Origin of the sequence: Sorangium sp. So ce367, assembly GCF_051520455.1 — a bacterium.
Classification (GTDB): domain Bacteria; phylum Myxococcota_A; class Polyangia; order Polyangiales; family Polyangiaceae; genus Sorangium; species Sorangium cellulosum_B.
This window is the reverse complement of the sequence record NZ_CP150334.1, coordinates 5,341,014-5,366,352: the sequence shown is the minus strand read 5'-3', so window position 1 is coordinate 5,366,352 and position 25,339 is coordinate 5,341,014. Positions and strand designations below refer to the sequence as shown.

The window sequence follows — 25,339 nt, the reverse complement described above, 5'->3', positions numbered from 1 at the left end:
TACGTCCAGCGTCTCTAGCCATGATCTGTGGACGCGCTGCACACCGATCTCTACCAGCTGACCATGGCGGCGGGCTATTTCCACCGCGGCATGGCCTCGCGCGTCGCGACGTGCGAGCTCTTCGTTCGCCGCCTGCCCCGGCACCGGCGCTTCCTTGTCGCGATGGGCCTCGATCGGGTCGTGCGCTACCTCGAGGAGCTCCGCTTCACCGAGGAGCAGATCGCCTACCTGAGCGCGCTGCCCGCCCTCGCGGACGCGATGACGCCGGCGTTCTGCGGCTACCTGCGGGATTTCCGCTTCCACGGCGACGTCTGGGCCATCCCCGAGGGGACCGCGTTCTTCGCGAACGAGCCGGTCCTGCGCGTCACGGCGCCGCTCATCGAGGCGCAGCTCATCGAGACGTTCGCCCTGTCCGCCATCAACCACGCCACCGCGATCGCGTCGAAGGCCGCGCGCGTCGTCCTGTCCGCCGGCGACGCGGGGGTCATCGAGTTCGGCAGCCGCAGGGCGCACCCGGAGGCGGCGATCGACGCTGCGCGGGCCGCGTACGCGGTCGGCTGTGTCGGCACCTCCAACGTCGAGGCCGGGATGCGCTTCGGCATCCCGGTGCTCGGGACGGCCGCGCACATGTGGACCATGGCTCACCCGACGGAGCAGGCCGCGTTCGAGGCCTACGTCGCCGTCTTCCCGAGCGCGGCGATCCTGCTCGTCGACACCTACGACACGCTCGTCGGCGCGGCGCGCGCCGCGGCGATCGCGCGCGACAAGCTGAAGGGGGTCCGGCTCGACTCCGGCGACCTCGCCGCGCTCAGCGTCGCCGTGCGGAGGATCCTCGACGACGCAGGCTGCACGTCGGCGAAGATCGTCGCCTCGGGCGATCTGAACGAGCACCGCATCGCCGAGCTCCGGCGCGCCGGGGCGCCCATCGACCTCTACGGCGTCGGGACGGACCTTGTGACGTCGATCGACGCCCCGGCGCTGGGCGGCGTCTACAAGCTCGTGGAGATCGGCGACGTCGAGCGGGGCGCGGGCGGAGAGCGCACGCCCATCGCGAAGTTCTCGGAAGGGAAGTCGACCCTGCCCGGCGCGCACCAGGTGCACCGCTTCCGCGATCGATCGGGGAAGCTCGCCCGCGACGTGATCGCGCTCGAGGGCGAGCCGATGAGCCCCGACGCCGAGCCGCTGCTCGCGCCCGTGATGGCGCGCGGCGCCCGGGTCGCGCCGCCCGAGGGGCTCGACGCCGTCCGGCTGCGCGCGCGCGCGCAGCTCGCCGGGCTCCCGGACGCGCTCCTCTCCATCGACGACGAGCCCGAGCAGGGCGCGCCCTTCGCGGCCGACGTGTCGCCGCGGCTCGGCGCGCTCGTGGAGGCGGTGCGCGCCCGCGTCGTCTCTGGCGCAGGACAGCGGTAGCGAGCGAGACCCCTGGCGTGCGCGGCCGCGAGAGGCCGCGCGCCCCCCACGACAGGAGACGACGACATGGCGAGCGGTAAATGGCCCCGACAATCTTCGCCCCCGAGGGTGTTCGTCGACGTCGACGTCCAGCGGGACTTCTGTGACGAGACCGGCGCCCTGTACGTGAAGGGCTCGCCGAACGCGCTGTTCCGGAGGCTCACCGAGCACGCCGTCGCGCACGGGATCCCCATCGTCGGCTCGGTCGACTCGCACGCGTGGGACGCGTGGGAGTTCGCGTCGAACGACACGCCGGCCCCCGAGGGAGGCAAGCCGGGCTTCCCCGACCACTGCGTGAAGGGGACGCCGGGCTGGCTGAAGGTCGAGGGGACGCTGCCGCCGCGCTACCGCTTCCTCCCAAACGTGGAGCGCGCGCCGATCGACGCGGCGGTGCGCGAGCTCGCGGCGCGCAGGAGCCACGCCGTCTACTTCGAGAAGGAGGTCTACAGCCTCTTCGCGAACCCGCTCGCCGAGGCGTTCCTGCGCGAGCTCGCCGCGGCCCTCGGCGACGCGCCGGAGCTCGTGGTCTACGGCGTGGCGACCGACTACTGCGTCCGCGCCGCCGCCCTCGGCCTCGCCCAGCGCGGCTACAGCACGGTGCTCCTGACCGACGCCGTCGCCGGCATCACCGACGCCGGGGTCGCCGCCGCGCTCGCCGAGATGCAGGCCGCCGGCGTCACGCTCACGACGTCGTCAGCGCTTCTTTTCTAGGGAAGATCCAGCGGATCGCGCGGCGAGCCCGAGCGGGCTCCCGCCGCGATCGCGTCAGCGGCCTTCCTGCGAGCCGGTCGTGTCCGGGATGCTCGGCTCGCCCTGGGCGCGCAGCGACCCGCACAGGTCCACGAGCGGCTGCGGCTTGTCGAAGTGCCACCCCTGCGCGTAGTGGATGCCCATCGACGTGAGCAGCTCGGCGATCTCCTGGTTCTCCACCTGCTCGGCGACGGTCTTGATGCCGAGCGTGTCGCCGATCCGGTGCACCGACTCCACGATCGCGCGGTGGAGCGAGTTGTCCTTCAGATCGCGCACGAACATGCCGTCGATCTTCACGTAGTCGACCGGCAGGCTCTCCAGGTAGCCGTACGACGCGTGCCCGCTGCCGAAGTCGTCGATCGCGAACCGGCACCCCATGGCGCCGAGCTCCTGCATGAACCACAGCACCTCGCCGAGGTTGGCGAGCGCCGCCGTCTCGGTGATCTCGAAGCAGATCTTGCTCGGAGGCACCTGCGCCCGGTGCAGCTGCTCGACGATGAAGTCGAGCAGGCCCTCGCGCAGCAGCGACACGCCCGACAGGTTGATCGAGCACGTGTCGAGGCGCCTCAGCGCGTGCTGCGGCAGCGCGCCGATGAGCCGGAACGCCTGCCGCGCGACGTAGCGATCGATCACGTGGATCAGGCCGCTCTGCTCCGCCGCCTGGATGATGCCGACCGGCGAGTAGAACCGGCCGTCCTCGCCGAGCTGCCGGACGAGCACCTCGAAGTGCGCGCCGCGGGGCGTGTGCGCCGCGCCCGGCTTGATGAGCGGGTGGATGCCCTGCGAGTAGAGCCGGAGCCGCCCCTCGGCGAGGTGGCGCTGCAGGCTCGCGACCCACTGCATCGAGCGCCGGCTCGTCGTCATCTGCTGGTCGTCGAGGTAGACCTGCAGCCTCCCGCGCCCGTTCTCCTTCGCGATGCGGCACGCGTGATCGGCGGCGCCGAGCACGTCGACGGCCCGCTCGAAGTGCGGGGTCAGCACCACGAGCCCGATGCTCGCGCCGATCGAGAACGTCTTCTCCGCCCACCCGAACCGGAACTCGAGCAGGCAGATCTGCAGGTCGCGCGCGATCCGCTCCGCTTCCCGCTCGTTCTTGTCCGCGAGCAAGAGGACGAACTCGTCGCCGCCGATCCGCCCGGCCGCGTCCTTCGGGCCGACGATCTCGTGCACGCGCGTTGCGACCCACTGGAGCAGATCGTCGCCCGCCTCGTGCCCGCACGTGGCGTTCACGAGCCGGAAGCGATCCAGGTCGATGTAGCAGAGCGCGTACGGCGTGTTGTTCGCCCTGCAGTCGTTCAGCGCCTCCTCGATGCGATCGATGATCGCGTACCGATCGAGGAGCCGCGTCAGCGCGTCGTAGCGGGGCTTGGCCGGGTGGATCGGCAACGGCCCCGGCGCGCCGAGCTCGCGGAAGAGGACGAGCTGCCCGGGGGCGGGCGGCGGCCTCGAGTCGCGCTGGCTCTCGCGCGTGGGTCGCCCCGTGAGCGTGCCGATCGTGTGGACGACGGGGATGACCGAGCCGTCGCGGCGCTCGAGCAGCGCGGTGTACCGCGCGGACGTCGGTCTACTCGCCGTGGCCGCCTCGGGCGCGGCGAGCGGCGCGCCCGGCGTGCGCAGCGCGCCCTCGTCGATGATCACCGGCGCGAGCGGCGCCACCGGCTCGCGTCGCGGCGTGAGCTGCGCAGCGGCCTTCGCCGGCGCGCCCTCGTCGAACAGCTCGGTCATCTCTCCGACGTCGATGTCCGGATCTCCGCTCGTCGTCCCCGCCGCCGGGATCAGCCGGAGCACGCGATCGAGCAGCGCGCCGCGCGCCTCGACGATCGACCAGCCGGTCAGCCGCTCCGCTGCACCGTTGACGCGCACCACGCGCTGCTCGGCGTCGACTTCGATCACGCCGACGTCGAGCTCGGACAGCCACGCGGCGACTTGCTTGTCCGGCGAGCCGCGGTGCGCGTCCGAGCGATCGAACGCGGCGTGCAGGCTCGACTCCGGCCGGTCATCGATCTTTGCCACCACCCCGTTATGGTAGTTGCATTCCCGGAGAAGCGGACTTCTTAAGCGCCGACGGCGAGGAAACTCGACGGTCGCAGACCCCCCTTGGAGGTAGGCTCGGGTCGTGGTGGTCACGAGGCGAGCAGGCGCTCCGGGCAGACGTGGGCGCCGGCGCAGGTCGCACCCTTCTTCCGGCTTCCGGCGCCGGCCGCGCTCGACCGCAGGTGCGACAGAGGCAGGTGTTAACGCAATGCGTTGTGATGCTGGGTCGAGATCAGGCAGCGGAGAGGCGTGCTGGTCGCTCCAGGTAGGGGGTTGAGGTGGCCATGGGGATCGTCCTGTTCGGGCTCACCGGCGGCCTGGGCTCTGGCAAGAGCACGGTGGCGGCTCATTTTCGCGCGCGGGGGCTTCCGGTCATCGACGCCGACGCGCTCGCCCGCGAGGTGGTGGCGAAGGGCACCGAGGGGCTCGACGCGGTGGTGCGCGCCCTGGGCCCGGAGGTGGTCTCGCCGGACGGCTCGCTCGATCGCGCGCGCGTCGCCGCGGTGGTGTTCGCCGATCCGGACAAGCGCCGCCAGCTGAACGCGATCGTGCACCCGCGCATCACGGCGCTCACGCTGGAGCGCGCCGCCGAGCTCCAGGCGCAGGGCGAGCCGCTGGCCTGCTACGAGGCGGCGCTCCTCGTCGAGAACGGGGTCGCCGATGCGTTCCGCCCGCTCGTCGTGGTCGCTGTGCCCGAGGCGGTCCAGATCGCCCGCGCGATGGCGCGGGACGGCGCGGCCGAACACCACGTGCGCGCCCGGCTCGCCGCGCAGCTCCCGCTCGCCAGCAAGGTCGCGGTGGCCGACTACGTCATCGAGAACTCCGGCGATCGCGCCGCGACCGAGCGGCAAGCCGACGAGGTGCTCGCCTCGATCCGGGCGAAGCTCGGCGTCGGTCCCAGCGCCGCGCGGAAGGGGTCGGGCCAGGATCCCTGACGCGGCCTCCGCTGGACCACTGACTTGATGCGCAGTGCCCGGCGTGGAAACCTCGCGACCGGCCGATGACGTCGTTCAAGTCGAAGCTCGCGCGGCTCGGACCGCTCCCGGCGGAGCGCCGCGGCGCTCCGCCGCTCGCCCCCGCGCAGGCGTCGCTCGATCGCGGTCCCGCCGTGGACGGCGCCGGCTCCTCCGAAGCTCCTCCCGCACCGCCGGCCGCGGCGGCGGCTCCGACCGACGCGGCGCCGGCCGCTGTGGCGCCGGCCGCGGCGTCTGCATCGCCCTCGACGGGCGTCGCTCGACCGTCGCTCGACGATCTGCGCGAGCGCATCTCCCGCATCGTCGCCCGGGGCGCGCCGCCGACCCCCAGGGCCGATCCCGCGCGCGGCGAGCTCCCCTTCCATGTCGAGCAGACGCCGGGGGGGCCGCTCTATGCGAGTCGCACCCGCTCGCTCGCGGCGGCCCGCGTCGGCCGCGCGCCGCTCGTCGCCGCGCGCGACGCCGACCCGGCCATGCTCGCGCTCCTCTCGCTCGATCCGGGGCTCGCCGGCTGCGACGTGCGGCGGGCGCTGTTCCTCGACACGGAGACCACGGGCCTCGCGGGCGGCACGGGCACCGTGCCGTTCCTGATCGGCCTCGCCTGGTTCGACCCCGGGGCGGACAGCGCCGGGCCGCTCGGCGAGCCTTCGTCCGACGGCTTCGTCATGGAGCAGCTCCTCCTGCGCCGCCTCGGCGAGGAGGAGCCCATCCTGCGCCGCCTCGCCGAGCGCCTCGCCGGCGCCTCGATGATCGTCACGTACAACGGCAAGGCGTTCGACATGCCGCTCCTGCGCACGCGCTACGTGATGAACCGCCTGCCGCCGCCGCCGGAGCTGCCGCACCTCGATCTCGTCCACGTCGCGCGCCGCATCCACAAGGCCCGCCTGAAGAGCCGCACCCTCATCGCCCTCGAGCACGACGTGCTCGGTCGGGTGCGCGTCGGGGACGTGCCCGGCGGCGAGATCGTCGCGTGCTACGCCCACTTCCTGCGCACCGGCGACGAGGAGGCGCTGATCGGGGTCGTCGAGCACAACGCCGCCGACGTCCTCGCGATGGTCGCGCTGGTCGGCCTCTACGGCGAGCCGCTCGGCAGCCTCGCCGCCGGCGATCTCGCCGGGGCGGCCGCGACGCTGCGGCGGGCGGGCGCGCTCGAGCGCGCGGCCGAGCTCGCGGACGCGGCCGTCGAGCGCGGCGGCGGCGCGGTCGCGCGGCGGGCGCGCGGCGACATCGCGAAGGCGCGCGGGGACAAGGCGCGGGCGCTCGCGGACTACGAGGCCCTCGCGGCCGAGATCGACGATCCCTCGGTGCGCCTCGAGCTCGCGAAGCTCTACGAGCACCACGTGCGCTCCTTCGCCCGCGCCCTCGAGCTGGCCGACCAGGGCACCGCGGAGCCCGAGCCTGCGCAGGCCCGCCGCCGGGCCCGCCTGCAGCGCAAGGTCGATCGCAGCGCCGCGGCGCTCGCGCTGCCGTTCGAGCAATCCGTTGGCGCTGGCGCGGGCGCGGTCGACGGCGCTCCTGCGCGCCCGTGCTCCGAGCCAGCGGCGCCGCGGCGCCGCGGCGCGAGGGGGAGGGAGGAGTGAGCGGGCATGCACTGCCTCCACCACGTCCTCGCGCCCCCGCGTCGTTCGGGCGTCCAGGCGAGCCGATCGAGAAATCCATCGGTCTGGCTTCTCGCCAGCGCGCGCGTGGGCTAGGGTGGGGGCGATGATTACCGTCGGCTGCGCCGGTTTTCCCGTCCCAGCGACGCGCTATTTCCGCGAGTTCATGTTCGTGGAGGTGCAGGAGACCCATGTGTCCCTCCCGGGACCTGGAACGATCCGGCGCTGGCGGCGCGAAGCTCCAGGCGGCTTTCGCTTCGCCCTCCTCGGTCCGCGCGAGATCGGGCAGGAGGGTTTTCGGGACGGCAAGGTGATCGAGACGGCGCTCAAGAGCATCGAGGCGGTCGCGGATGAGCTCGAGGCGAAGCTCGCCGTCTTCGTCGGCCCCCCGGAGTTCACGCCGACGCGCGCGAACAAGGCCATCCTGCGCGAATTCCTCGTCAACGTGAAGAAGCGCTTCGAGCGCGTCGTCTTCGAGCCTCCGCCCGGGTGGGATCCGGACGAGTGCGACGAGCTCACCCAGGAGGTCGGCGCGCTCGCCGCGCGCGATCCGCTGAACGCGGGGCTCTCGCGGCTGAAGGTGGCCTACTACCGCCTGCACGGTCCCGCGGGGCACAAGTCGCGCTACGAGGATCCGGCGATCGAGCGGCTCGCGGAGATCGCGCGCGGCGCGAAGCACGACGACGCGACGTACGTGTTCACGAACGTCGACATGTTCGCCGACGCGAAGCGCTTCAAAAAGGCGATGAAGCTCTAGAGCGGCGGTCGCCCGCTTCGGAGCGACGGTCGCCCGCTTCGGAGACGGGCCCATCTCGACGTTTTCTGTGCTCAGCGTACGTGAGTACGCGTCCGCGCAGAAAACGCCGATCTGGGCCCGTCTCCTGTGCGGGCGACCGCCGCTCTTTGGGTGCTCCAGCGTCAACCGCGCCGCGGGCGGCGTCGTCGTGTGCCACGCGAATGCGCTGGCGGCTCAGCCTTCGCGGCGCCCGAGCCGCCAGCGCTTCGGCCGCGTGAACAGCGCCATGGCGGCGCTCGCGGCCGCGGCGATGTACCACGGGATGTCCTTCACGGTCCCGTAGACGGTCTTCGCGCGCATGAAACGGGCCTCGCCGAGGAGCGACTGCTCCTTGAACGTGTCGCTGTGCGTGACGACCCGCCCGACCGGGTCGACGATCGCGGAGACGCCGCTGTTCGTCGCGCGCACGAGGTAGCGGCGGTGCTCGATCGAGCGCATCTTCGCGAGCGCGAGGTGGATCCACGGCTCCGTCGAGTCGCCGAACCAGGCGTCGTTCGTGAGGTTGACGAGGAGGTCGGGGTCGCCCTGGGCGACCAGCTTGTTCACGAAGTGTGGCAGGATGTCCTCGTAGCAGATCATCGTCGCGAGCCTGTGGCCGTCCCACTCGAGCGGAGCGAGCGACGTGCCGGAGCTGAAGCGGCCCGAGTTCGGCGACAGCTTGTAGAGGTACGGGAACATCTCGCCGAACGGGAGGTACTCGCCGAACGCGAGCAGGTACTGCTTGTCGTATCGACCGAGGATCTCGCCGTCCTTGCCGGCCATGAGCGCCGTGTTGAAGCTCACGCCGCGCTCGTTCCGGTCAGCCGGTAGCCGGTGGATGACCGTGCCGACCACCGTGGGGACGCCGAGGCGGCTCGTGAGCGACCGCTGGACCTCGCGCTGGTAGGCCGACTCCCGGAACGCTTGCGGCACGCCCGCCTCGCTCCACACGACGAGCTCCGCGCCCTGCTGCGCGAGCTCCCGGGTCCGGCTCACGTGGATCTTGAGCGCGTTCCGCCGGTCGAAGAGCGCGAGGTTCGGCTGGACGATCCCGATCTTGATCGGCTCGGCCGCGGCGGCGGCCGCGTCCACGGCGCGGATCCGGAGGACGCCATACACGGCGGCGAGCGCGGGGGCGGCGATCCCCACCGCGACGACCGCGCGGTTCAGCGGGCGACCGCGTCGCGGCGGGCCGGCGTCGCGGCCGGCTTCGCCCCGCGCGGGGCTCGCGCGATCCAGCCGGAGCATCACGAGCTCGGCGATCGCGAGGTTCGCGGCGACAAGCACCAGGCCGACGAGGTAGGGGCCGCCGAGATCCGCGACCTGGCCCATCACCGGCGCGTTGTGGACCGACGCGCCGTAGTACCAGGGGAAGAGGAGCGGAAAGACGAGCTCGCTCGTCACGAACGCGAGCGCGAAGGCCACCGGGCCTGGCCATCCGCGCGCCTCGGCCCGCCCGTAGAGCCAGCCGCACAGGGCGATCCTCCCGGCCTGGTAGCCGCAGAGGATGGCCATGAAGAGCGCGCAGAGGATCGTGGGGAATCCGCTGAACACCCGCAGCATCTCGAGCAGCCAGTAGAAGCCGGTCATCGTCATGACGAAGCCGGCGATCCAGCCGAGCAGCGCCGCGCGCCTGGGCGTCTGTCCGCGCAGCGCGACGATCAGCGGGACGAGGCCGAAGAACGAGATCGGCCAGAGATCCATCCCAGGAAACCCGAGGAAGTAGAAGAGCCCGCTGAGGGCCGCGAGCGCACAGGCGAGGCGCGCGGGCAGGGCGCGCGCTGCTCTTCCCGCGCTCGCCGGGGGGTCGCCCGCGCTGCGCGGCGCGTCCGGCAGCGGGAGGCTGGCGGTCTCTCCACCCGCGGCGTCTGCGACGGCGGCCTCGCTCTCTTGCTGGTGCGCGGTCGTCATCGGGAGCGCCCGGGGAAGGGAAGGCAGCGCGCCGTCGTGACGGCGGCGCGGTGGAACCTGGAAGGGCCGAGCATGGCGGCCCCCGTATTGAAGGGACGCTGTCGCTCCGTCAACCCGCTCGGCGCGAGCCTGGCAACCCGCTCGGCGCGAGCCTGGCAACCCGCTCGGCGCGAGCCTGGCAACCCGCTCGGCGCGAGCCTGGCGACCCGCTCGGCGCGAGCCTGGCAACCCGCACCGCAAACGAGCGCTCCGAGCGGACGACCCCGGCGCAGGACGCGCCCGCGCAGCCTGGCCAGGCGGTGGAAGTTCGCGCAGAACGTGCCTGAACCCCCACGATCGCGACTACTATGCGCCCGCAGAGCCCATGTCGAAGATCCTTCACATCGAGGACGATCCCGCGAACCGCCTGCTCGTCCGCAAGCTGCTCCAGAACGCGGGCTACGAGGTCCTAGAGGCCGCCGACGGGCTCGAAGGGGTACGTCTCGCCTGTACGCAGCACCCCGACCTCGTCCTCGTCGACCTGAACATCCCGGGCCTCGATGGATTCGAGGTCACCCTGCGCCTGCGCGGCGAGGCGTCGCTCGCCGGCGTCCCCATCGTGGCGATCACCGCGGAGGGCGACCGGGACACGAGCCTCGCCGTCGGCTGCGACGGCTTCCTCCAGAAGCCGATCGACGCGCGCTCCTTCCCGTCGATCATCGCCCGCTACCTCAGCGGCGCGCGCGAGGAGCTCCCCGCGTCCCAGGGGCCGCTCCGGCTGCGCGAGCAGAGCCAGCGCATCGTCGCCCACCTGGAGCAGAAGGTGGCCGAGCTCTCGCGCGCCAACGCCCGGCTCCGCGAGCTCGACGCCGCGCGCACCGAGTTCTACCGCAACATCTCCCACGAGCTCGCGACCCCGATGACCCCGATCGTCGGGTACGTGAAGCTGCTCGCCGACGAGGAGCTCGGCCCGCTCAACAAGGCGCAGAAGAAGGCGCTCCTCGCGATGGAGGACTGCGTGCGCAGGCTCCGCTCGCTCATCGACAACCTCCTCGACGTCACCGGCATCGAGACGGGTCGGATGCGCTTCATGCACTCCGAGTACGATTTCCTCGACACCACCCGGCGCGCCCTCGCCCAGGTCGCCGACCGCTTCGCCGAGGGGAAGGTCCAGCTCGTCGAGGATCTGCCGCGCGGCCCGCTCCCCGCGTGGGGCGACGCAGGCCGCCTGCAGCGGGCGATGATCCAGCTGTTCGAGAACGCGGCGAAGTTCACGCCGGCCGGCGGCACCGCGGGCGTGCGGGTCACCGTGCTCCAGTCGGGGCACTACGAGCTCTGCGTCGCCGACAGCGGGCCCGGGGTCAAGGCGGACCGCCAGTCGCGCATCTTCGAGCCGTTCTATCAGGTCGACGGCTCGGCCACGCGCGCCTACGGCGGCGTCGGCGTCGGGCTCGCGATCGCGCGGCGCACCGCCCGGGGGCTCGGCGGCGACGTGCGCGTCGCGTCTCCCGGCAACGAGATCATCGAGGGGGAGACGCTGACCGGGGCCGCGTTCTACCTGACGGTCGCCCGGCGAGCGCCCTTCCAGGACGATGGCAGCTCCCCCGGACGGCTCGGCCCGCCCTCGTCGCCTCCCACCGATCCCTCGTCCATCTGATGCACCCGGCCGCTCGCGCCATCTACCTCGACTGGAACGCCACGACGCCGCCGCACCCCGAGGTCCTGGCCGCGATGCAGTCCGCGGCGGAGGTGGCCTGGGCCAACCCCGCGAGCGTCCACGGGCCCGGGCGTCGGGCGCGCGCGTTCATCGAGCAGGCGCGGGAGGCGGTCGCCCGGCTGACGGGCTTCGACGCGCGCGACGTGATCCTCACCTCGGGCGGCACCGAGGCCAACAACCTCGCGCTCTGCCACGCGTTCGACGAGCGATCCGGGGCGCTCGTCGTCTCGCGGATCGAGCACCCGTCGGTGACCCGCGCCGCCGAGGCGCTCGCCGGCCGCGGCGTGCACGTCGCGTGGATCGATCCCGAGCCGTCCGGCCGGGTCGCGCCGGAGGCGATCGCTGCCGCCGTGGATCGAGCGGCGGCCGTCGCGCCCGTGCGGCTCGTGAGCCTCCAGGCGGTGAACCACGAGACGGGGGTCGTCCAGCCGATCGCCGAGGCGGCGGCGATCGTCCACGCACGCGGGGCGCGCCTCCATGTGGACGCCGTCCAGGCGGTGGGACGCCTCCCGCCGGAGGCGTGGGCCGGGGCGGATCTCGCGTCGATCGCGGCCCACAAGATCCGCGGGCCGAAGGGGATCGGCGCCCTCGCGGTCCGGCCGGGCATCCGCCTCCGGCCCGTCCTGCTCGGAGGCGCCCAGGAGCGCGGGTTGCGGCCCGGGACGCAGGACCCGCTCGCCGCGGCCGGCTTCGCCGTGGCCGCCCGGCGCGCGATCGGAGGTCCTGCCCGCTACGCAGCGCTCGCCCCGCTCCGCGATCGCCTCGAGGCCGAGCTCGTCGAGATCGGGCGCGCGGCCGGCGCCGCGCCGATCCGCAACGGAGACGGCGACCGCGCCCCCCACATCACGAACCTCTCCTGGCCCGGCTGGCGCGGCGACGAGCTCTGCGCCGCGCTCGACCTGGAGGGCGTCGCCGTGTCCAGCGGATCGGCCTGCAGCGCCGGGACCGCCGAGCCTTCCCCGGTCCTCACGGCGATGCTCGGGCCAGAGCGCGCGGCGTCCGCCGTGCGCTTCTCGATCGGCGAGGACACGGCCGAGGCCGACCTCATCGAGGCCACGCGCCGCGTGGCCCGCGTGCTCTCCCGCCTGCAATCGCTTCGAGCCGGAAGCTGAGCCGATCCCGTCGCTTACCGGGAACCCGTCGATTCTTGAACCATCCCTCGAGCCATTCGGGATTAGCGCGCAGAGAAGGGTGAGTCCACAGGGGTATCTCTTCGCAGTGATTGAGCTTTTTGAGGGGGCTGTGGATTCTTTAGGTCGATCCATTGAATGGATCGAATCGGGCATCTCGCTGTGAGCCTGTTCAGCGTTCGGCGAGGTGCTCGACTTCGCTTCAGGTTCTGATTGTATCCATTCGAATTTATTGTCAATTTTGTTGATGTAAGGAGTCGGCCTGCGGCGCTGCCCGGCGATCTCGCGGCGCGCGAACACGCCGGCTCCGGACGCATCGATCGAGGGCCGTCCAGGCCAGCTCTCGGATGAGCTCGCGCTCGACGTGCGGTGGTGCTGCCAGGCCACGTCGCGGCGCGCGAGCGCGCCGGTGACCGGGACCTGGAGGCGCGCCGCGAGAGGCCGAGCGCGCTGTCCGGCTACGCGCTCGACGCGCGGCGCTGCCGGACGACTTCGTAGAGCGCGATCGCCCCTGCGACCGAGGCGTTCAGCGAGGCGATGGGGCCGGTCATGGGGAGCCGGGCGACGTGCTGGCAGGCGCGGCGGACCGAGCGGCGTGTGCCCTTGTCCTCGGCGCCGATGACGATCGCGACAGGGCCGGTCAGGGGCAGCTCGCCGAGCTCCACCGGACCCTGGGCGTCGAGCGCTATCGCGGCGACGCCTCGGGCGGCGAGCGCCTCGAGGGCGTCGGGCAAGGAGGGGACGCGGCACAGCCTCGCGTGCTCGATCGCGCCCGCGGACGCACGGAACGTCGCCGGGGTGAGCGGCGCCGAGCTGTGCTCGGGCCACAGGATGGCCCGGGCGCCCAGGGCGACGGCGCTGCGGATCACCGCGCCGAAGTTCTGCGGGTCCATGACGCCGTCGAGCGCCACCGTGATCGTGCCGGCGCCGGGCTGGCCCTCCTCGACGACCGGGATCTCGTCGACACCGACGATCTGGAGCTCGGGCGCCGAGGCCACGGCCCCCTGGTGACGCCCGCCGGCGCTGCGGCGATCGAGCTCGTTGCGGGGCGCGCGCTCGGTCGGGATGCCCTGGCCCTCCGCGAGGCGCGCGAGCGCGTCGAGCTTCGGGCCGCCGTCGCGCTGGACAAGGACCCACCCGACGCGCGCGCCGTGCGCGCGGATCGCCTCACGAACCGGCTGGAGACCGTAGACGAGGCGGCTCACGGGCGCGGAGGGTGGAGCGTGTGCGCGATCTCCTGGACGATCGAGCGCGCCGTGGCGAGCGGATCGGCCGCGTCGCGGATCGGCCGGCCGACCACGAGGAGATCTGCGCCGGCCGAGATCGCGGCCGAGGGCGTGGCGATGCGCCTCTGATCATCGCCTTGTGCGCTGCCTTCGCCTGCACCGAGGCGGATGCCGGGCGTCACGATGAGCTCGCCCCGCCCGAGCGCCTCCCGCAGCGCGGGCACCTCGTGCGGCGAGGCGACGAACCCGTGGACGCCCGCGCCGCGCGCGAGCTGCGCCAGCCGGACCACGTGCTCGGACGCGCTCCGCTGCACGCCCTGCGCGGCGAGATCGCCGTCGTCGAGCGACGTGAGCACGGTGACGGCGAGCAGGATCATGTCCTGGGAGCGCGCCGCCTCGCTGGCCGCGCGCCTCAGCATCTCGGCGCCGCCTGCCGCGTGCACCGTCAGGTACCGGACCCCGAGCGCGGCGGCGCCCGCCACCGCCCGCGCCACCGTCTCGGGGATGTCGTGCAGCTTCAGATCGAGGAAGACGTCGAGCCCGAGCGAATTGCCGATCTCGACCGCCTTCGGTCCCTCGCAGACGAACAGCTCCAGACCGACCTTGAGCACGCCGATCGAGGGGGCGATGCGGATCGCCGCCGCCCTGGCGTCGTCGAGGTTCGCGTAGTCGAGCGGGAAGACGAGCCTGCGGCGCGCCTCGTCGAGCGAGCCGCTGCCGAGGCTCGTTCTCTGCCTGACGGAGCTGAAGTTGGCCATTCAGGGACCCAGTTCCGCGTCAGAGGCAGCTGCAGAGCGGATCGCCAGGGGCACAGTTGCAGGGCGCCTTGGCGCCGCCGCCGCTCGCCGGCGCGCCGCCCGCGGCCGGGCGTCCGCCGCCGCCGCGGCGCAGCTGCTCCTGCTTCTGCTGCTCGGCCTCGAGCTGCTTCTGCAGGGCGAGGCGCGTCGCCTCGTCCTTGGCGGTCGCGAGCTGATCGCGCAGCCCGGCCATCTTGCCCTCGGACTCCTTGAACTGCGCCTCGAGGCGCTTGTTCGCCTCCTCGAGCTCGCGGGCCCTCGCGGCCTCGGCCTGGATGCGCGCCTCGTTCTTCTGCGCCGAGTCGACGGCGACGACCGTGACGATGCCGATCACCAGCACGCTGGCGATTGCGCCGCCGATGAGGAGCTTGCGCAGCTTCTTCTTCCCTTCGTCCTGCTGCAGCGCCGCGAGCGAGCGCTCGTGGTGCTGCTGCGCGGCCATCGCCTCGAGCCGCGCCTTCTGCTCGGCCTCGACGCGCGCCTTCTCGATCTCGGCCTGCCGGATCGCCTCGAGCCGCGCCGCCTCCTCGCGGGACCGGCGCTCCTCGTTGCGACGGCGCTCCTCCTCGGTGCGGATGCGCTGCTCCTCGGCATCGCGCGCCGCGCGCTCCGCCTCGACGCGCGCCTTCTCGGCGGCGGCGGCGGCGGCGGCCTTCTGGGCCTCTTCGCTCTTGATGCGATCCTCCTCGAGGTTCATCAGCTCCTTGAGCGAGAACAGGACCGAGCTTTCCTTCTGTTCCGACATGACCTCGTGGCTCCTTCGATCGAGCGCGTGCGGTTGGGCTACCAAGGGGCGGTGCGGGGACCTGCAGGTCGCCCTCGGAGGGCCACCGAGCAGGACGATTCTGACCCGCAGAGCGGCTTTGACGCAATTATTCGCGAACGCCACGACCCTCGTGATGTCGAGGCGCCGCGGAGTCGCCAGCCAGAGTATCGCCGTGGTGCACCGCAGGTACCAGCGGAAATCGTTGCGCTCCGTCCCTTCCACCTCACCTCCACGTGTTCACCTCGGTCACCTCGGTCACCTCGGTCACCTCGGCCACGTCGGCCACCTCGTTTACCTCGCGTGCCCTCCGTTCTCCTTGGTCCTCGTTGGTTCACCTCCGTTCCCCCCGGTCGTCACCGCGCGCCTGCGCCGCCGGACGAACTGGTCCGTCGCCGAGGGCGCCCAGGGCATCACGGAAGAAGGTGCCGCCCGAGGGCGGGCTCCTTCGCTCACCACGGCCCCGTTGGATTCTCGGTGGCTCTCCGGTAGCGTCGCGCGCCCATGGCGAAACTCATCAAGGCGCACATCACCGGTACGGTCTGGAAGATCGAGGTCAAGCCGGGCGACGAGGTCGAAGAGGGGACCGTCGTCGTCATCCTCGAGTCCATGAAGATGGAGATGCCTGTCGAGGCTGAGGAAGCGGGGACGGTCGAGGAGATCCTCGTCACCGAGGGGGCCGCCGTCACGGAAGGCGCCCCGCTGGTCAGGCTGACCTGATCGACCGTCAGGGCCGGCGGGGACCCGACGGCCCACGGACGTACATCGCGCGCACGCCCGGGTCATCGGCCCGGCGCGCGGGGCGCGGTCGTGCGCCCTCGCAGGACGCGCGCGGCGCCGCTCACTCGCGCCAGAAGAACTTCCAGGGGTTGTGCTTCAGGTCGCGCGCGAGCTCCTGCAGGTCGTCGAACAGCTGCTCATCCATCACGAGCGCGCCGACCGTCCCCTTGCCGCGCTTCACGTGGGCGAGGACCGCCTGGGCGTCGGCGGTCGCAGCCCTCGCCCTGCCCGCGATCTCGGCGATGTCGTCGAGCGTCTTCCTGATCTTGACCTGCTCGGTCTCGCCGCCGACCGTGGTCGAGAGGCGGCGCGCGTTCGCCAGCGTCTCGCGCGCGTCCGCCATGAGCGGCGGCAGATCGCGCGCGGCCGTCCCGGTCAGCTGATCGGTGTTCGCGAGGATGCGGTCGATCTGCGGGTTGTTCACGTACCGCTGCCGGGCGTCCTTCACGAGATCGGTGCCGTCGACGCTCATCTGCTCGACGTTCTCGGCGATGCGATCGAGCCGATCCTGGTTTCGGTGCATGAAGTCGCCGGTGCCCTTCAGCGTCTTCCGGAGCCCGTCGAACGCCTCCCCGACCTCCTCGCGGTGCTCGCGCATCGCCGAGACCGTCGCGTGCAGGAGCTCGTAGCCCTCGGCGAGCAGCATGTCGAGGCGCGGCGGATCGAGCCCCCGGACGACGGCGTTCGGCGGGATCACCGGCCTGTCGGTCGAGCCGGGTTCGATCGCGAGGAACTGCTCGCCGAGCACGCCCTGCGTGGTGACGTAGAACGTGGCGTTGTCGTGGATGCTCTGCTGGTAGCGTTCCTCGAGGCGCACCTGGATCCGCACGAGCGGCTCGCGCTTGCCGTCCTTGCCGAGCTTGCCGCCGCTGAAGTGGATCTCGCTCAGCTTGCCGACCTCCACGCCGGCGATCTTCACCGGCGCCCCGGTCTGGAGGCCGCCCGGGTTGTCGAACTCGACGTAGATCGAGTACTTCGGCTGGAAGTTGACCCCGCCCATCACGAGGATGAACGTGGCGAGGAGCCCGAGCGCCGTCAGGATGAGGATCCCGACCTTGACCTCGATCGATCGCGGGCTTGCCATGAGTTCGTTATCTTCTCCGATCTGGCGGCGGCCGGGTGAGGGAAATAGGCCAGGATCCACCTGCCGCAGCGCGATATTCCAGCGGGCGGCGTGACGCTTCGCGCAGCCATTGCTTTGACGCAACCGCGCTTCTCGCTTCTTCTCTCGCCTCTTCTCTCGCTTCTTCTCTCGCGTCTTCCCGGAATTGCCAGGTCCCGATGATTTCGTTCCGAAATGTCCGAAAATCCTTTGGCCCCAAAGATGTCCTCAAGGATGTCTCGTTCGACGTCGAGGACGGCGAGGTGTTCTTCATCATCGGGCAGTCGGGGGTCGGGAAGAGCGTGCTCATCAAGCACCTCGTGGGGTTGCTCTATCCGGACGGCGGGGAGATCTGGCTGGACGGAGAGGAGGTGAGCCGCTTCGACGAGGCCCGGATGTACCCGGTGAGGATGAAGTGCGCGATGGTGTTCCAGCACTCGACGCTGTTCGACTCGATGACGTGCGCCGAGAACGTCGCGCTCCCGCTCCGCAAGCACAAGGGGCTCAGGCCGAAGGAAGCGCTCGCGGAGGCGCGGCGGCGGCTCGAGCAGGTGCATATGCGCGAGTTCGGGGACCGCTTCCCGCCGGAGCTCGGCGACGGGATGCGCAAGCGCGTCGCCATCGCCCGCGCGCTCACGCTCGACCCGCGCTACGTGCTCTTCGACGAGCCGACCACGAGCCTCGATCCGGTGAGCGCGCGGCGCGTCGACAAGCTGATCCGCGAGCTCAGCGACACGCTCGGCGTGACGAGCATCGTCGTGAGCCACGACCTCGTGAGCATCTTCACGATCGCCGACCGCATCGTCATGCTCTATCAAGGTCTGGTGCGCCTGCTCGGGGATCGCGCGGCGTTCCAGGGCTCGCCGGATCCGGTCGTGCAGCAGTTCATCACCGGCAGCGCCGAGGGGCCGATCGAGTGAGGCGCCGGCGCGGCGCGGCGGGGCCGCCCGCCTAGCGGAAGATCAGGAAGGCGGCCGCCGAGATCAGCATGTTGAGCACGATGACCGCGAGCGAGGAGTTCACGACCGCGCGCGTCGTCGCCCAGCCAACGCCCTCGCTGCCGCCGAAGGTGGACAGCCCGGAGTGGCCCGAGACCACCGGGATCGCGGCGCCGTAGGCCACGCACTTCGCGAGGCCGGTCGCGAGATCACCCGCGTCGACGAGGCTGACGTTCATGAACGTCTCGGGGCTGACGTCGAACATGCTGTACGCGGTGACCATGCCGGTGGTGAAGGAGACCGCGGCGCTCCAGACGATGAGGCACGTGGTCATGAGGAGGCTCGCGATGAACCGCGGCTTGATGAGGTAGTCGATCGGATCGGCCGCGCACATGCGGAGCGCGTCGACCTGCTCGGTCACCACCATCGAGCCGATCTCGGCGGCGATGCCCGCTCCGACCCGCGTGGCGAGCATCAGCGCGGCGATCGACGCGGCGAGATCGCGGACGAGCAGCTCGAGGTACGTCGCCCCGAGCATGGTCAGATCCGGGATGACCCGCTTCGCCTGCTGGCCGGCCTGGAAGACCATGATCATCCCGATGAAGCCCATCACGACCGTCAGGAAGAACAGCGATTTGTTGCCGATCTCGTACATCTGTTGGAGCACCGCGCCCGGCTCGCGGCGCCCCTTCGCGCAGTAGTAAAGCGTCCTCACAAATACCGAGTAGAGCTCGCGCGCCGACTGGAAGAGGGACAGCGCGGCGGCGCCGATCGCGGCGACGCCGGACGCCTCCGGCGCGACATCCCTGAGCTCGCTCGAGGGCGGGCCGGCGCTCGGGCGATCGGAGGAGCTCTTGTCCGGGGAGGGCATGCGCGGCGCCGCCGATCAGTCGAGCGTGAAGGAGACGAAGTAGTCGAGGATGAAGATGCCGGCGGCCGAGGCGACGACGGTCGCGTTGACGGCGCGGCCGACGCCGGGCGCGCCGCCGGTCACGCCGAGGCCGTACTGGCAGCTCGAGAGCGCGAGCACGACGCCGAAGACGACGCTCTTGACGAGGCCGCTCATGACGTCGCCGATGTCGAGGAGCCCGCTCGTGAGGCCGTTGTAGAAGACGGCCGGGGCGACGCCGAGGAGGAGGTCGCCGGTCAGCGCGGCGCCGAGCAGGGCGAGCGCGTCGGCGAAGATCACCGAGAGGAGCAGCGTCAGCACCATCGCGAGGAAGCGCGGGGCGATGAGGAAGCTCACCGGGTCGATCGCGAGGACGCGGAGGGCGTCGATCTGCTCGGTGACGACCATCGTGCCGAGCTCGGCGGTGTTGTTGGCGCCGACGCGGCCGTTGATCATGAGCGCCGTGAGCAGCGGGGCGATCTCGCGGAGCGTGCCGAAGCCGGCGCCCCAGCCGAGCAGGCCGTGCGCGCCGAAGCGCTCGACCAGCGGCGCCGCCTGGATGACCATGATGGCGCCCGTGAAGAGGGCGGTCACGACGACGATGGGCATCGACTTGACGCCCATCCTGTAGAGATTGCGCATGAACTCGGCGCCGTCGACGCGGAGCGTGGCCACGCGCGCCGCGATCTTGCCCGCGAGCACGGCCATGCCGCCCACCGTGGCGGCGATCTGGAGGAACGAGCCGCCGAGCTGGTGGACGCCGGAGGGCTCCTGCGGGAGCGGCGCCCGCGGCCGCTTCACGGGGGGCGCGGGCGGCGCGCCGGACGAGGCGAGCGCGCCGCCGCCGTCAGCGCGCGCGGCGGTGCCTGGGCCAGCAGGAGACGTCATGGGAAACGGGAGCTTAGCCCAAGGCTCCCGGGGAGCGCGGCGCGATCTGGCGTCCCCAGAGGCCGACGCCCGAGAGGTCGAGACCGCTACCCAAGCAGGAGATCGTCCTCTACCTGAAATGTGCCCGCCTCACTTCGAGGCAGCCTCGTGCGGTGGCAAACGCGCGCTCCTGCGCGCAACGCCGGCGCGCCTCCCGCCGGACGAGCGCGCCGGCCCGGAGGCGGGCTGTCGGCGACGATGTCCGGTCCCCTGGTGGAGCGAGCCTGGTGAAGAGCAGAGAAGCAGATGGGATGTCCCCTCATGAGGGCGTGGGCGCGTTGACGGGCGAGATCCGGGCTGGCCTCCTCGACGACGGCCGGACGTTCGCCGTCCTCTCGGCGGCGACATTCGCGCTTAAGGCGATCTTCGTGAAGCTCGCCTACGCCGCGCACCCCGTCGACGCGGTGACGCTGCTGGCGCTGCGGATGGGCATCGCGCTGCCATTCTTCCTGTGGCTCGCCCGGAGGGAGCGCGGCGCGGCCGAAGGGCCGCTGACGCCTCGCCTCTGGGGAGGTGTGCTGATCGTCGGGTTCATCGGATATTACCTCTCCAGCCTGTTCGACTTCATCGGGCTCACGTACATCAGCACCGGCCTCGAGCGGCTGATCCTGTTCGTGTATCCGACGCTCGTCCTCCTGATCGGCGCGGTGTGGCTGAAGCAGCCAGTCCACGGGAAGGCCTGGGGAGCGCTCGCCGTGTGTTATCTCGGGCTCGGGGCGGCCGTCTGGCACGATCTCGAGCAATCCGGGGACGTGCGGGCCGTCGCCATCGGCGGAGCGTGGGTGTTCGCGAGCTCGGTGACCTACGCGCTCTACTACATCGGCGTCGGCAAGCTCGCCTCCAGGGTCGGCTCGACGCGCCTCGCCGCGTACTGCGGGGCGGCATCGTGCCTGATGGTGCTCGCGCACTACGCGGCGACGGGGAGCCCGGCGAGGCTGGGCGAGCTCCCGGCGTCGGTGTGGGGGTACGCGGCGGCGATGGCGACGATCAGCACGGTGCTCCCCATCGTGCTGCTCGCCGCCGCCATCCGGCGGCTCGGCGCGGGCCGCGCGGCGACGTTCTCGACGCTGGGCCCGGTGCTCACGATCGCGTTCTCGTGGGTCATCCTGGGGGAGCCGGCCACGTGGCAGCAGGTCGTCGGGCTCACGCTGGTCGTGGGCGGGGTGACCTGGCTCGGCAAGTCGAAGTGAACCTGCGCCCCGCTCGGGAGCGCCGGGGCCGCGGGGCGCGGCGCATGCCCGCCGCGAGGTCAGGCGTCGTGCACCGCGGGGCGAGGCCCTGGTGAGCCGCTGCCGAAGAGCTCGCTCCGGACGCGATCGCGCTCGCGTTCGAGCTGCTCGGACGTCGCGCCCAGCCGCACGAGGAGGCGCTCGGTCATCGAGAACGCGACCTCCGCCTCGCCGGTCACCACGACGTCCGCGCCCGCCTTCTTCAGCGCGGTCACCTCGCGCAGGTAGAAGGCGCGGGCGAGGACGAACAGCCGCGGGTTCACGCCCTTCGCCTGCTCGATCACCCCGTCCCCGGGCGCGCCGGCCGCCGTGAACAGCAGGCTGTCCGCCGTCCCGACCCCGGCCCGCTCGAGGATCTCCCGCTGCGTGGCGTCGCCGTAGATCGCGCGGATGCCCTGGTCCTGCAGCTGCTTCACCGTGTCGAGGTTCAGCTCGACGACGGTCGGCGCGATGCCGTTCTCACGGAGCAGCCGCGTCAGCGTCTTCCCGACAGGGCCGTAGCCCACCACGACGGTGCGGTGGGCATGCTCGTCCAGCGAAGCGGCCTCGGCCTCCGCGAGGGCGGCGTCGCGCTGCTGGAAGAGCGCGGACGTCCACCGCGCGAGGCGATCGCGGAAGCCGAAGAGCATCGGGTTCAGCGTGATCGACACGATGGCGGCGACGACGAGCGCCTGCTCGGCCTCGACGGGGAGGACGCCGAGCTTCTTGCCGAGCGCCGCGAGGATGAACGAGAACTCCCCGATCTGCGCGAGCGAGAGGGCCACGGCGAAGCCGGTCTGGAGGGGGCGGCGGAGCAGCGTCGTCACCACGAGCGCGGCGAGCGGCTTGCCGAACAGCACCACCGCGAGCGTCCCCGCGGCCAGCTGCCAGCCCACCGCGAGCTGCGCCGGGTCGAGGTGCATCCCCACCGAGACGAAGAACAGCACGGCGAACGCGTCGCGCATCGGGAGCGCCTCCGAGGCGGCGCGCGAGCTGAAGTCGGACTGGCCGACGACCAGGCCGCCGAGGAAGGCGCCGAGCGCCATCGACGATCCGAAGAGCATGGCGGAGCCCACGGCGACGCCGAGCGCGACGACGAGCACCGTCAGCGTGAAGAGCTCCCGCGAGCCGGTCTTCGCCACGTACCCCAGCAGCCCGGGGATGACGCGCTGTCCGACGATGAAGATGAACGCCACGAGCCCCGAGAGCTTCAGGACCGCGATCCCCACGGACACGGCGACGCCCGCCGCGCCCGCGCCCGCGGCTTCGCCCATCACGGCGGGGAGCAGCACGAGCACCAGCACGGTGAAGACGTCCTCGAGCACGAGCCAGCCGATGGCGAGGTGGCCAGCGGGGGTGTGCAGGACGTCGTTGTCGCTGAGGACCCGCGTGAGCACGACGGTGCTCGCCACCGAGATGGCGACGCCGAAGACGACCGCCGCGCCCCACGTCCAGCCCGCGGCGCGGCCGACCAGGGCGCCGAGCGCCGTGGCGACCGCGATCTGGATGAGGGCGCCGGGCACGGCGACCTTGCGCACGGCGAGGAGCTCGCGGACGTGGAACTGCAGGCCGACCCCGAACATCAGCAGGATGACCCCGATCTCCGCGAGCTGGTCCGCGAGCCGCTTGTCCGCCACGAACCCCGGGGTGAAGGGGCCGACGAGGATGCCGGCCAGCAGGTAGCCCACGATAGGGGACAGCCTTAGGCGCTGGGTGACGAAGCCGAGCGCCAGGGCTCCGGTGAGCCCGCCCGTGATCGTGAGGATAAGATCGAGTTCGTGCGGCATGTCCCCGTCTAGCGCTTTCCGTCGCCGTCCGCCGCGTCGCGGTGCGGCGCCGTGGGTGATCCCGAGCGCGGCGTGGGCCGCGCTCCCCTCTACCTATCTGTTTACGAGCTACACGCCCACGACGCCGATGGCCTCGTACGCCTCGATGATGTGCGGCTCCTCCCTGGCCTTCGCGATCCACGCCTGCATCGCGGGCAGCGCGAGGATCGACGCCACGTAGCGCCGGGAGACCGCGTCGAGCTCGACGCCGTACGTGTCGAACCGCGTCGCGACCGGCGCGTACATGGCGTCCGCCACGCTGAAGCGCCCGAACAGGAACTCGCCTCCCTGGCCAAAGCGCGATCGGCAGTCGCTCCATATCGCCTGGACGCGCGCGATGTCCTGCGACGCCTCGTCGGTGAGCGCCACGCCCTGGATCTTCCGCCGCACGTTCATCGGCAGCGCGGTGCGGAGCGCGGTGAAGCTGCTCGCCATCTCGGCGCTCACCGATCGCGCGACGGCGCGCGCGTCGCGCGCCTCCGGCCAGAGCTTCGCCGCGGGGAAGAGCTCCGCCGCGTACTCGGCGATCGCGAGCGACTCCCAGATCGTGAGCGCCCCGTGCTGCAAGGCCGGCACCTTGCCCGACGGAGAGTAACGCTGGATCTCCAGGGTGCGCGTGCCGGGCGCCTGGAGAGGGATCACCACCTCTTCGAAATCGGCGCCAGCCTGCTTCAGGACGAGCCAGGCCCGGAGCGACCACGATGAATAGGTCCTGTTCCCGAGGTAGAGGGTGAGCTCAGACATGCGCGGACTCTACCACCGCGGCCGACCCGCGCGGCGGCGGCCGCGCCGACGGCGCGCTCACTGCGCTCGTCGCGCCAGCTCGCCCCCGAACACCTCGCTCGCCAGCGCCTCCACCGCCATCCGGACCGCCTCGTCGCTCGTGTGGCGCACCCGGAAGCCCAGCGCCGCCAGCTTGCCAGGATCCATCCGCGATCGCGGCACGTCGCCAGGCCAGCCGCGCTCGCCTCCCTGATACCGGATCACCGCGTCCGGATAGGGCGACGCCGCCACGCACAGCTCCGCGATGCGCGAGACGCTCGTCGCGTCTTCGGGCGCGAGGTTGTGGATGTTGAGCCGCTCCCTGGCCTGGTCGAAGCCGAACAGGATCCCCTCCGCGCAATCCCGGACATCGAGGTACGGCTTCGACTGGCGCCCGTCGCCGAGCACCTCGAGCTCCGTCCGCCGATCGCGCAGCTTCTTCAGGAAATCGAGCGCCGCGCCGTGCGTCCCGCGCGGCCCGACGACGTTGCCGAAGCGGTAGATCCACGCCGTGAGGCCGAAGCACTCGACGTAGGCGCTGATGAGCGCTTCGCCCGCGAGCTTGCTCGCGCCGTAGAGCGAGATGGGAAGGGCGCCGAGATCGCCCTCCGCACACCGACGCGCGGTGTCGCCGTAGACCGTCCCGGAGGACGAGAAGATCAGCCGGCTGACGGCCGTCCGACGCATCGCCTCGAGCACGTTGTACGTCGCGATGGTGCCCTGATCGAGGTCGAGCCGCGTCCGCGCGAGCCCCCAGCGCGCCTCGGGGTTCGCCGCGAGGTGCACGACGAGGTCGTGGCCCGCCATGGCCTCGGTGAGCCGCTCCAGATCGAGGGCGTCGGCCTCGACGAGCGTCGCGCGCCCGGAGGCGAGGTGCGACGCCACGAACGCGCGGCGCCCGACAGAGAGGTTATCGTAGATCGTCACGGGGCCGCGCTCGACCAGGCGATCGCTAAGGTGGCTCCCGATGAACCCGGCGCCGCCGACGACGAACGACCTGAGCTCCGTCATCGCGCGTCTCCCGTGGTTCCGGTGATCTCCGCGGCCAGGCGCTCGATCCGCGCCGCGAACTGGAGCCGATCCTGGGTCACGAGGCGGAACGGCAGGTCGTGGATCCGGAGCGGCCACTCGAGGCCGGTGATGCGCCCGCCCGCGCCGCGCGCGAGCGCGACGAGCTCGCCCGGCGTGAAGTACGTGCCCCGCACCTCGACGCCGGGCGCGGCGTTGCCGGCGAGATCCATCCAGAGCAGCACGCGCTCCGAGACCGGACCGAACCGGAAGTGATCCTTGAGCGCGACGACGCGCGACGCGACCCGGAGCGCCTCGGCGAGCAGCGCGCCGGGGCGCGCGGCGTGGTGCAGCACGTCGGAGAGGAGCACCGCCTCGAACGCCGCGTCGGGGAAGGGGAGGCGCTCGCCGTCATAGCCGATGACCGGCAGCGCCGCCCCGGGGCGCGCCTTCACGTCCACGCCGACGACGCGGAGCGCCCCGACCAGGCGCGCGACCTCCAGCGCGACCGTGCCGTCGCCCGCGCCCACGTCGAGCAGCGACGCCGCGGGGCCCACCTGCGCGGCGAGCGCCCGCGCGACGCGGCCCACGCGCGGCACGTGGACCAGGCGATGGTGCAAGGAGAACAGGGCGCGCTCGAGGACCGTCATCGTGCATCCGAGCCCCGGCGCGGCCCGCGCCGGAGAGCCGCGCCACGCTAGTCGAGCGCTCGAGGACCGGCAACGTCCGGGGCCGTCCCCGCGCCGCCGGAGGCCGAGGCGGCGTCCTGAGCGCGACGAGCTCGTACGCCGCGGCA

The 25,339-nt window shown here is 72.0% G+C and carries 22 protein-coding genes; 10 read left to right on the top strand and 12 right to left on the bottom strand.

Translation table 11 applies throughout. From position 1 onward, the window contains the following. Positions 1-27 precede the first annotated feature (27 nt). Positions 28-1,410 (top strand): nicotinate phosphoribosyltransferase, encoded by a 1,383-nt coding sequence (locus WME97_RS20385; protein WP_437554098.1) that lies wholly within the window; start codon positions 28-30, stop codon positions 1,408-1,410. A 66-nt stretch (positions 1,411-1,476) separates the two neighbouring features. Beyond that, positions 1,477-2,160, top strand: coding sequence for a cysteine hydrolase family protein (locus WME97_RS20380; protein ID WP_437554096.1), 684 nt, complete (start codon positions 1,477-1,479; stop codon positions 2,158-2,160). A 54-nt stretch (positions 2,161-2,214) separates the two neighbouring features. On the opposite strand, the gene WME97_RS20375 is transcribed toward WME97_RS20380, so the two are convergent. Further along, positions 2,215-4,212: a putative bifunctional diguanylate cyclase/phosphodiesterase gene (locus WME97_RS20375; protein ID WP_437554094.1), complete on the bottom strand. Its 1,998-nt coding sequence runs from the start codon at positions 4,210-4,212 to the stop codon at positions 2,215-2,217. Positions 4,213-4,517: 305 nt separating this feature from the next. Between WME97_RS20375 and coaE the strand changes: the two genes are divergently transcribed. From coaE to WME97_RS20360, 3 genes are all read left to right on the top strand, one after another. Continuing rightward, positions 4,518-5,168 carry a dephospho-CoA kinase gene (gene coaE, locus WME97_RS20370; protein WP_437555441.1) on the top strand — a complete coding sequence of 217 codons (651 nt, stop codon included), beginning with the start codon at positions 4,518-4,520 and terminating at the stop codon, positions 5,166-5,168. A gap of 65 nt (positions 5,169-5,233) precedes the next feature. Beyond that, the gene (locus WME97_RS20365; protein WP_437554092.1) at positions 5,234-6,787 is read left to right on the top strand and encodes a ribonuclease H-like domain-containing protein; all 1,554 of its coding nucleotides are present in this window, start codon (positions 5,234-5,236) and stop codon (positions 6,785-6,787) included. 124 nt (positions 6,788-6,911) lie between these two features. Next, entirely contained in the window at positions 6,912-7,562 is a 651-nt protein-coding gene (locus WME97_RS20360) for a DUF72 domain-containing protein (protein ID WP_437554090.1), read from the top strand. A 213-nt stretch (positions 7,563-7,775) separates the two neighbouring features. Here WME97_RS20360 and lnt read toward each other — a convergent pair whose 3' ends face one another. Then, entirely contained in the window at positions 7,776-9,491 is a 1,716-nt protein-coding gene (lnt, locus tag WME97_RS20355; RefSeq protein WP_437554088.1) for an apolipoprotein N-acyltransferase, read from the bottom strand. A 364-nt stretch (positions 9,492-9,855) separates the two neighbouring features. Between lnt and WME97_RS20350 the strand changes: the two genes are divergently transcribed. Together WME97_RS20350 and WME97_RS20345 are read left to right on the top strand one after the other, a co-directional pair. Continuing rightward, a complete protein-coding gene (locus WME97_RS20350) occupies positions 9,856-11,127 on the top strand; it encodes a hybrid sensor histidine kinase/response regulator (protein WP_437554086.1) in 1,272 nt (423 codons plus the stop codon). Further along, positions 11,127-12,299, top strand: a complete 1,173-nt coding sequence (locus WME97_RS20345; protein WP_437554084.1) for a cysteine desulfurase family protein — start codon at positions 11,127-11,129, stop codon at positions 12,297-12,299. The genes WME97_RS20350 and WME97_RS20345 overlap by 1 nt, the downstream gene beginning before the upstream one ends. A gap of 476 nt (positions 12,300-12,775) precedes the next feature. Here WME97_RS20345 and rlmB read toward each other — a convergent pair whose 3' ends face one another. From rlmB to WME97_RS20330, 3 genes are read right to left on the bottom strand one after another with little or no spacing between them, the layout of a single operon-like run. Beyond that, positions 12,776-13,522 carry a 23S rRNA (guanosine(2251)-2'-O)-methyltransferase RlmB gene (rlmB, locus tag WME97_RS20340; RefSeq protein WP_437554082.1) on the bottom strand — a complete coding sequence of 249 codons (747 nt, stop codon included), beginning with the start codon at positions 13,520-13,522 and terminating at the stop codon, positions 12,776-12,778. Then, the gene (gene pyrF, locus WME97_RS20335; RefSeq protein ID WP_437554080.1) at positions 13,519-14,301 is read right to left on the bottom strand and encodes an orotidine-5'-phosphate decarboxylase; all 783 of its coding nucleotides are present in this window, start codon (positions 14,299-14,301) and stop codon (positions 13,519-13,521) included. Before pyrF ends, rlmB begins: the two co-directional genes overlap by 4 nt. A 19-nt stretch (positions 14,302-14,320) precedes the next feature. Beyond that, positions 14,321-15,085 carry a hypothetical protein gene (locus WME97_RS20330; protein ID WP_437554078.1) on the bottom strand — a complete coding sequence of 255 codons (765 nt, stop codon included), beginning with the start codon at positions 15,083-15,085 and terminating at the stop codon, positions 14,321-14,323. A gap of 522 nt (positions 15,086-15,607) precedes the next feature. On the opposite strand from WME97_RS20330, the gene WME97_RS20325 reads away from it, so the two are divergent. Beyond that, the gene (locus WME97_RS20325) at positions 15,608-15,823 is read left to right on the top strand and encodes a biotin/lipoyl-binding carrier protein (protein WP_437554077.1); all 216 of its coding nucleotides are present in this window, start codon (positions 15,608-15,610) and stop codon (positions 15,821-15,823) included. Positions 15,824-15,944: 121 nt separating this feature from the next. On the opposite strand, the gene WME97_RS20320 is transcribed toward WME97_RS20325, so the two are convergent. Continuing rightward, entirely contained in the window at positions 15,945-16,967 is a 1,023-nt protein-coding gene (locus WME97_RS20320; protein ID WP_437554075.1) for an MlaD family protein, read from the bottom strand. Between the two features lie 197 nt (positions 16,968-17,164). Here WME97_RS20320 and WME97_RS20315 point away from each other — a divergent pair, with 197 nt between their 5' ends. Further along, positions 17,165-17,905 (top strand): ABC transporter ATP-binding protein, encoded by a 741-nt coding sequence (locus WME97_RS20315; RefSeq protein ID WP_272099386.1) that lies wholly within the window; start codon positions 17,165-17,167, stop codon positions 17,903-17,905. A 31-nt stretch (positions 17,906-17,936) separates the two neighbouring features. On the opposite strand, the gene WME97_RS20310 is transcribed toward WME97_RS20315, so the two are convergent. Together WME97_RS20310 and WME97_RS20305 are read right to left on the bottom strand one after the other, a co-directional pair. Further along, entirely contained in the window at positions 17,937-18,794 is an 858-nt protein-coding gene (locus WME97_RS20310; RefSeq protein WP_437554072.1) for an MlaE family ABC transporter permease, read from the bottom strand. Between the two features lie 15 nt (positions 18,795-18,809). Next, positions 18,810-19,700 carry an MlaE family ABC transporter permease gene (locus tag WME97_RS20305; RefSeq protein ID WP_437554071.1) on the bottom strand — a complete coding sequence of 297 codons (891 nt, stop codon included), beginning with the start codon at positions 19,698-19,700 and terminating at the stop codon, positions 18,810-18,812. A gap of 290 nt (positions 19,701-19,990) precedes the next feature. Here WME97_RS20305 and WME97_RS20300 point away from each other — a divergent pair, with 290 nt between their 5' ends. Further along, entirely contained in the window at positions 19,991-20,929 is a 939-nt protein-coding gene (locus WME97_RS20300; protein WP_437554069.1) for a DMT family transporter, read from the top strand. A gap of 59 nt (positions 20,930-20,988) precedes the next feature. On the opposite strand, the gene WME97_RS20295 is transcribed toward WME97_RS20300, so the two are convergent. The 4 genes from WME97_RS20295 to WME97_RS20280 all read right to left on the bottom strand — a co-directional run bounded on the left by WME97_RS20295 (position 20,989) and on the right by WME97_RS20280 (position 25,193). Further along, positions 20,989-22,734, bottom strand: a complete 1,746-nt coding sequence (locus WME97_RS20295; RefSeq protein WP_437554067.1) for a cation:proton antiporter — start codon at positions 22,732-22,734, stop codon at positions 20,989-20,991. A gap of 108 nt (positions 22,735-22,842) precedes the next feature. Further along, the gene (locus tag WME97_RS20290) at positions 22,843-23,517 is read right to left on the bottom strand and encodes a glutathione S-transferase family protein (protein WP_437554065.1); all 675 of its coding nucleotides are present in this window, start codon (positions 23,515-23,517) and stop codon (positions 22,843-22,845) included. Positions 23,518-23,574: 57 nt separating this feature from the next. Then, positions 23,575-24,546, bottom strand: a complete 972-nt coding sequence (locus WME97_RS20285; protein ID WP_437554063.1) for an NAD-dependent epimerase/dehydratase family protein — start codon at positions 24,544-24,546, stop codon at positions 23,575-23,577. Next, positions 24,543-25,193: a class I SAM-dependent methyltransferase gene (locus WME97_RS20280; RefSeq protein WP_437554061.1), complete on the bottom strand. Its 651-nt coding sequence runs from the start codon at positions 25,191-25,193 to the stop codon at positions 24,543-24,545. The genes WME97_RS20285 and WME97_RS20280 overlap by 4 nt, the downstream gene beginning before the upstream one ends. Between the last annotated feature and the right edge of the window lie 146 nt (positions 25,194-25,339).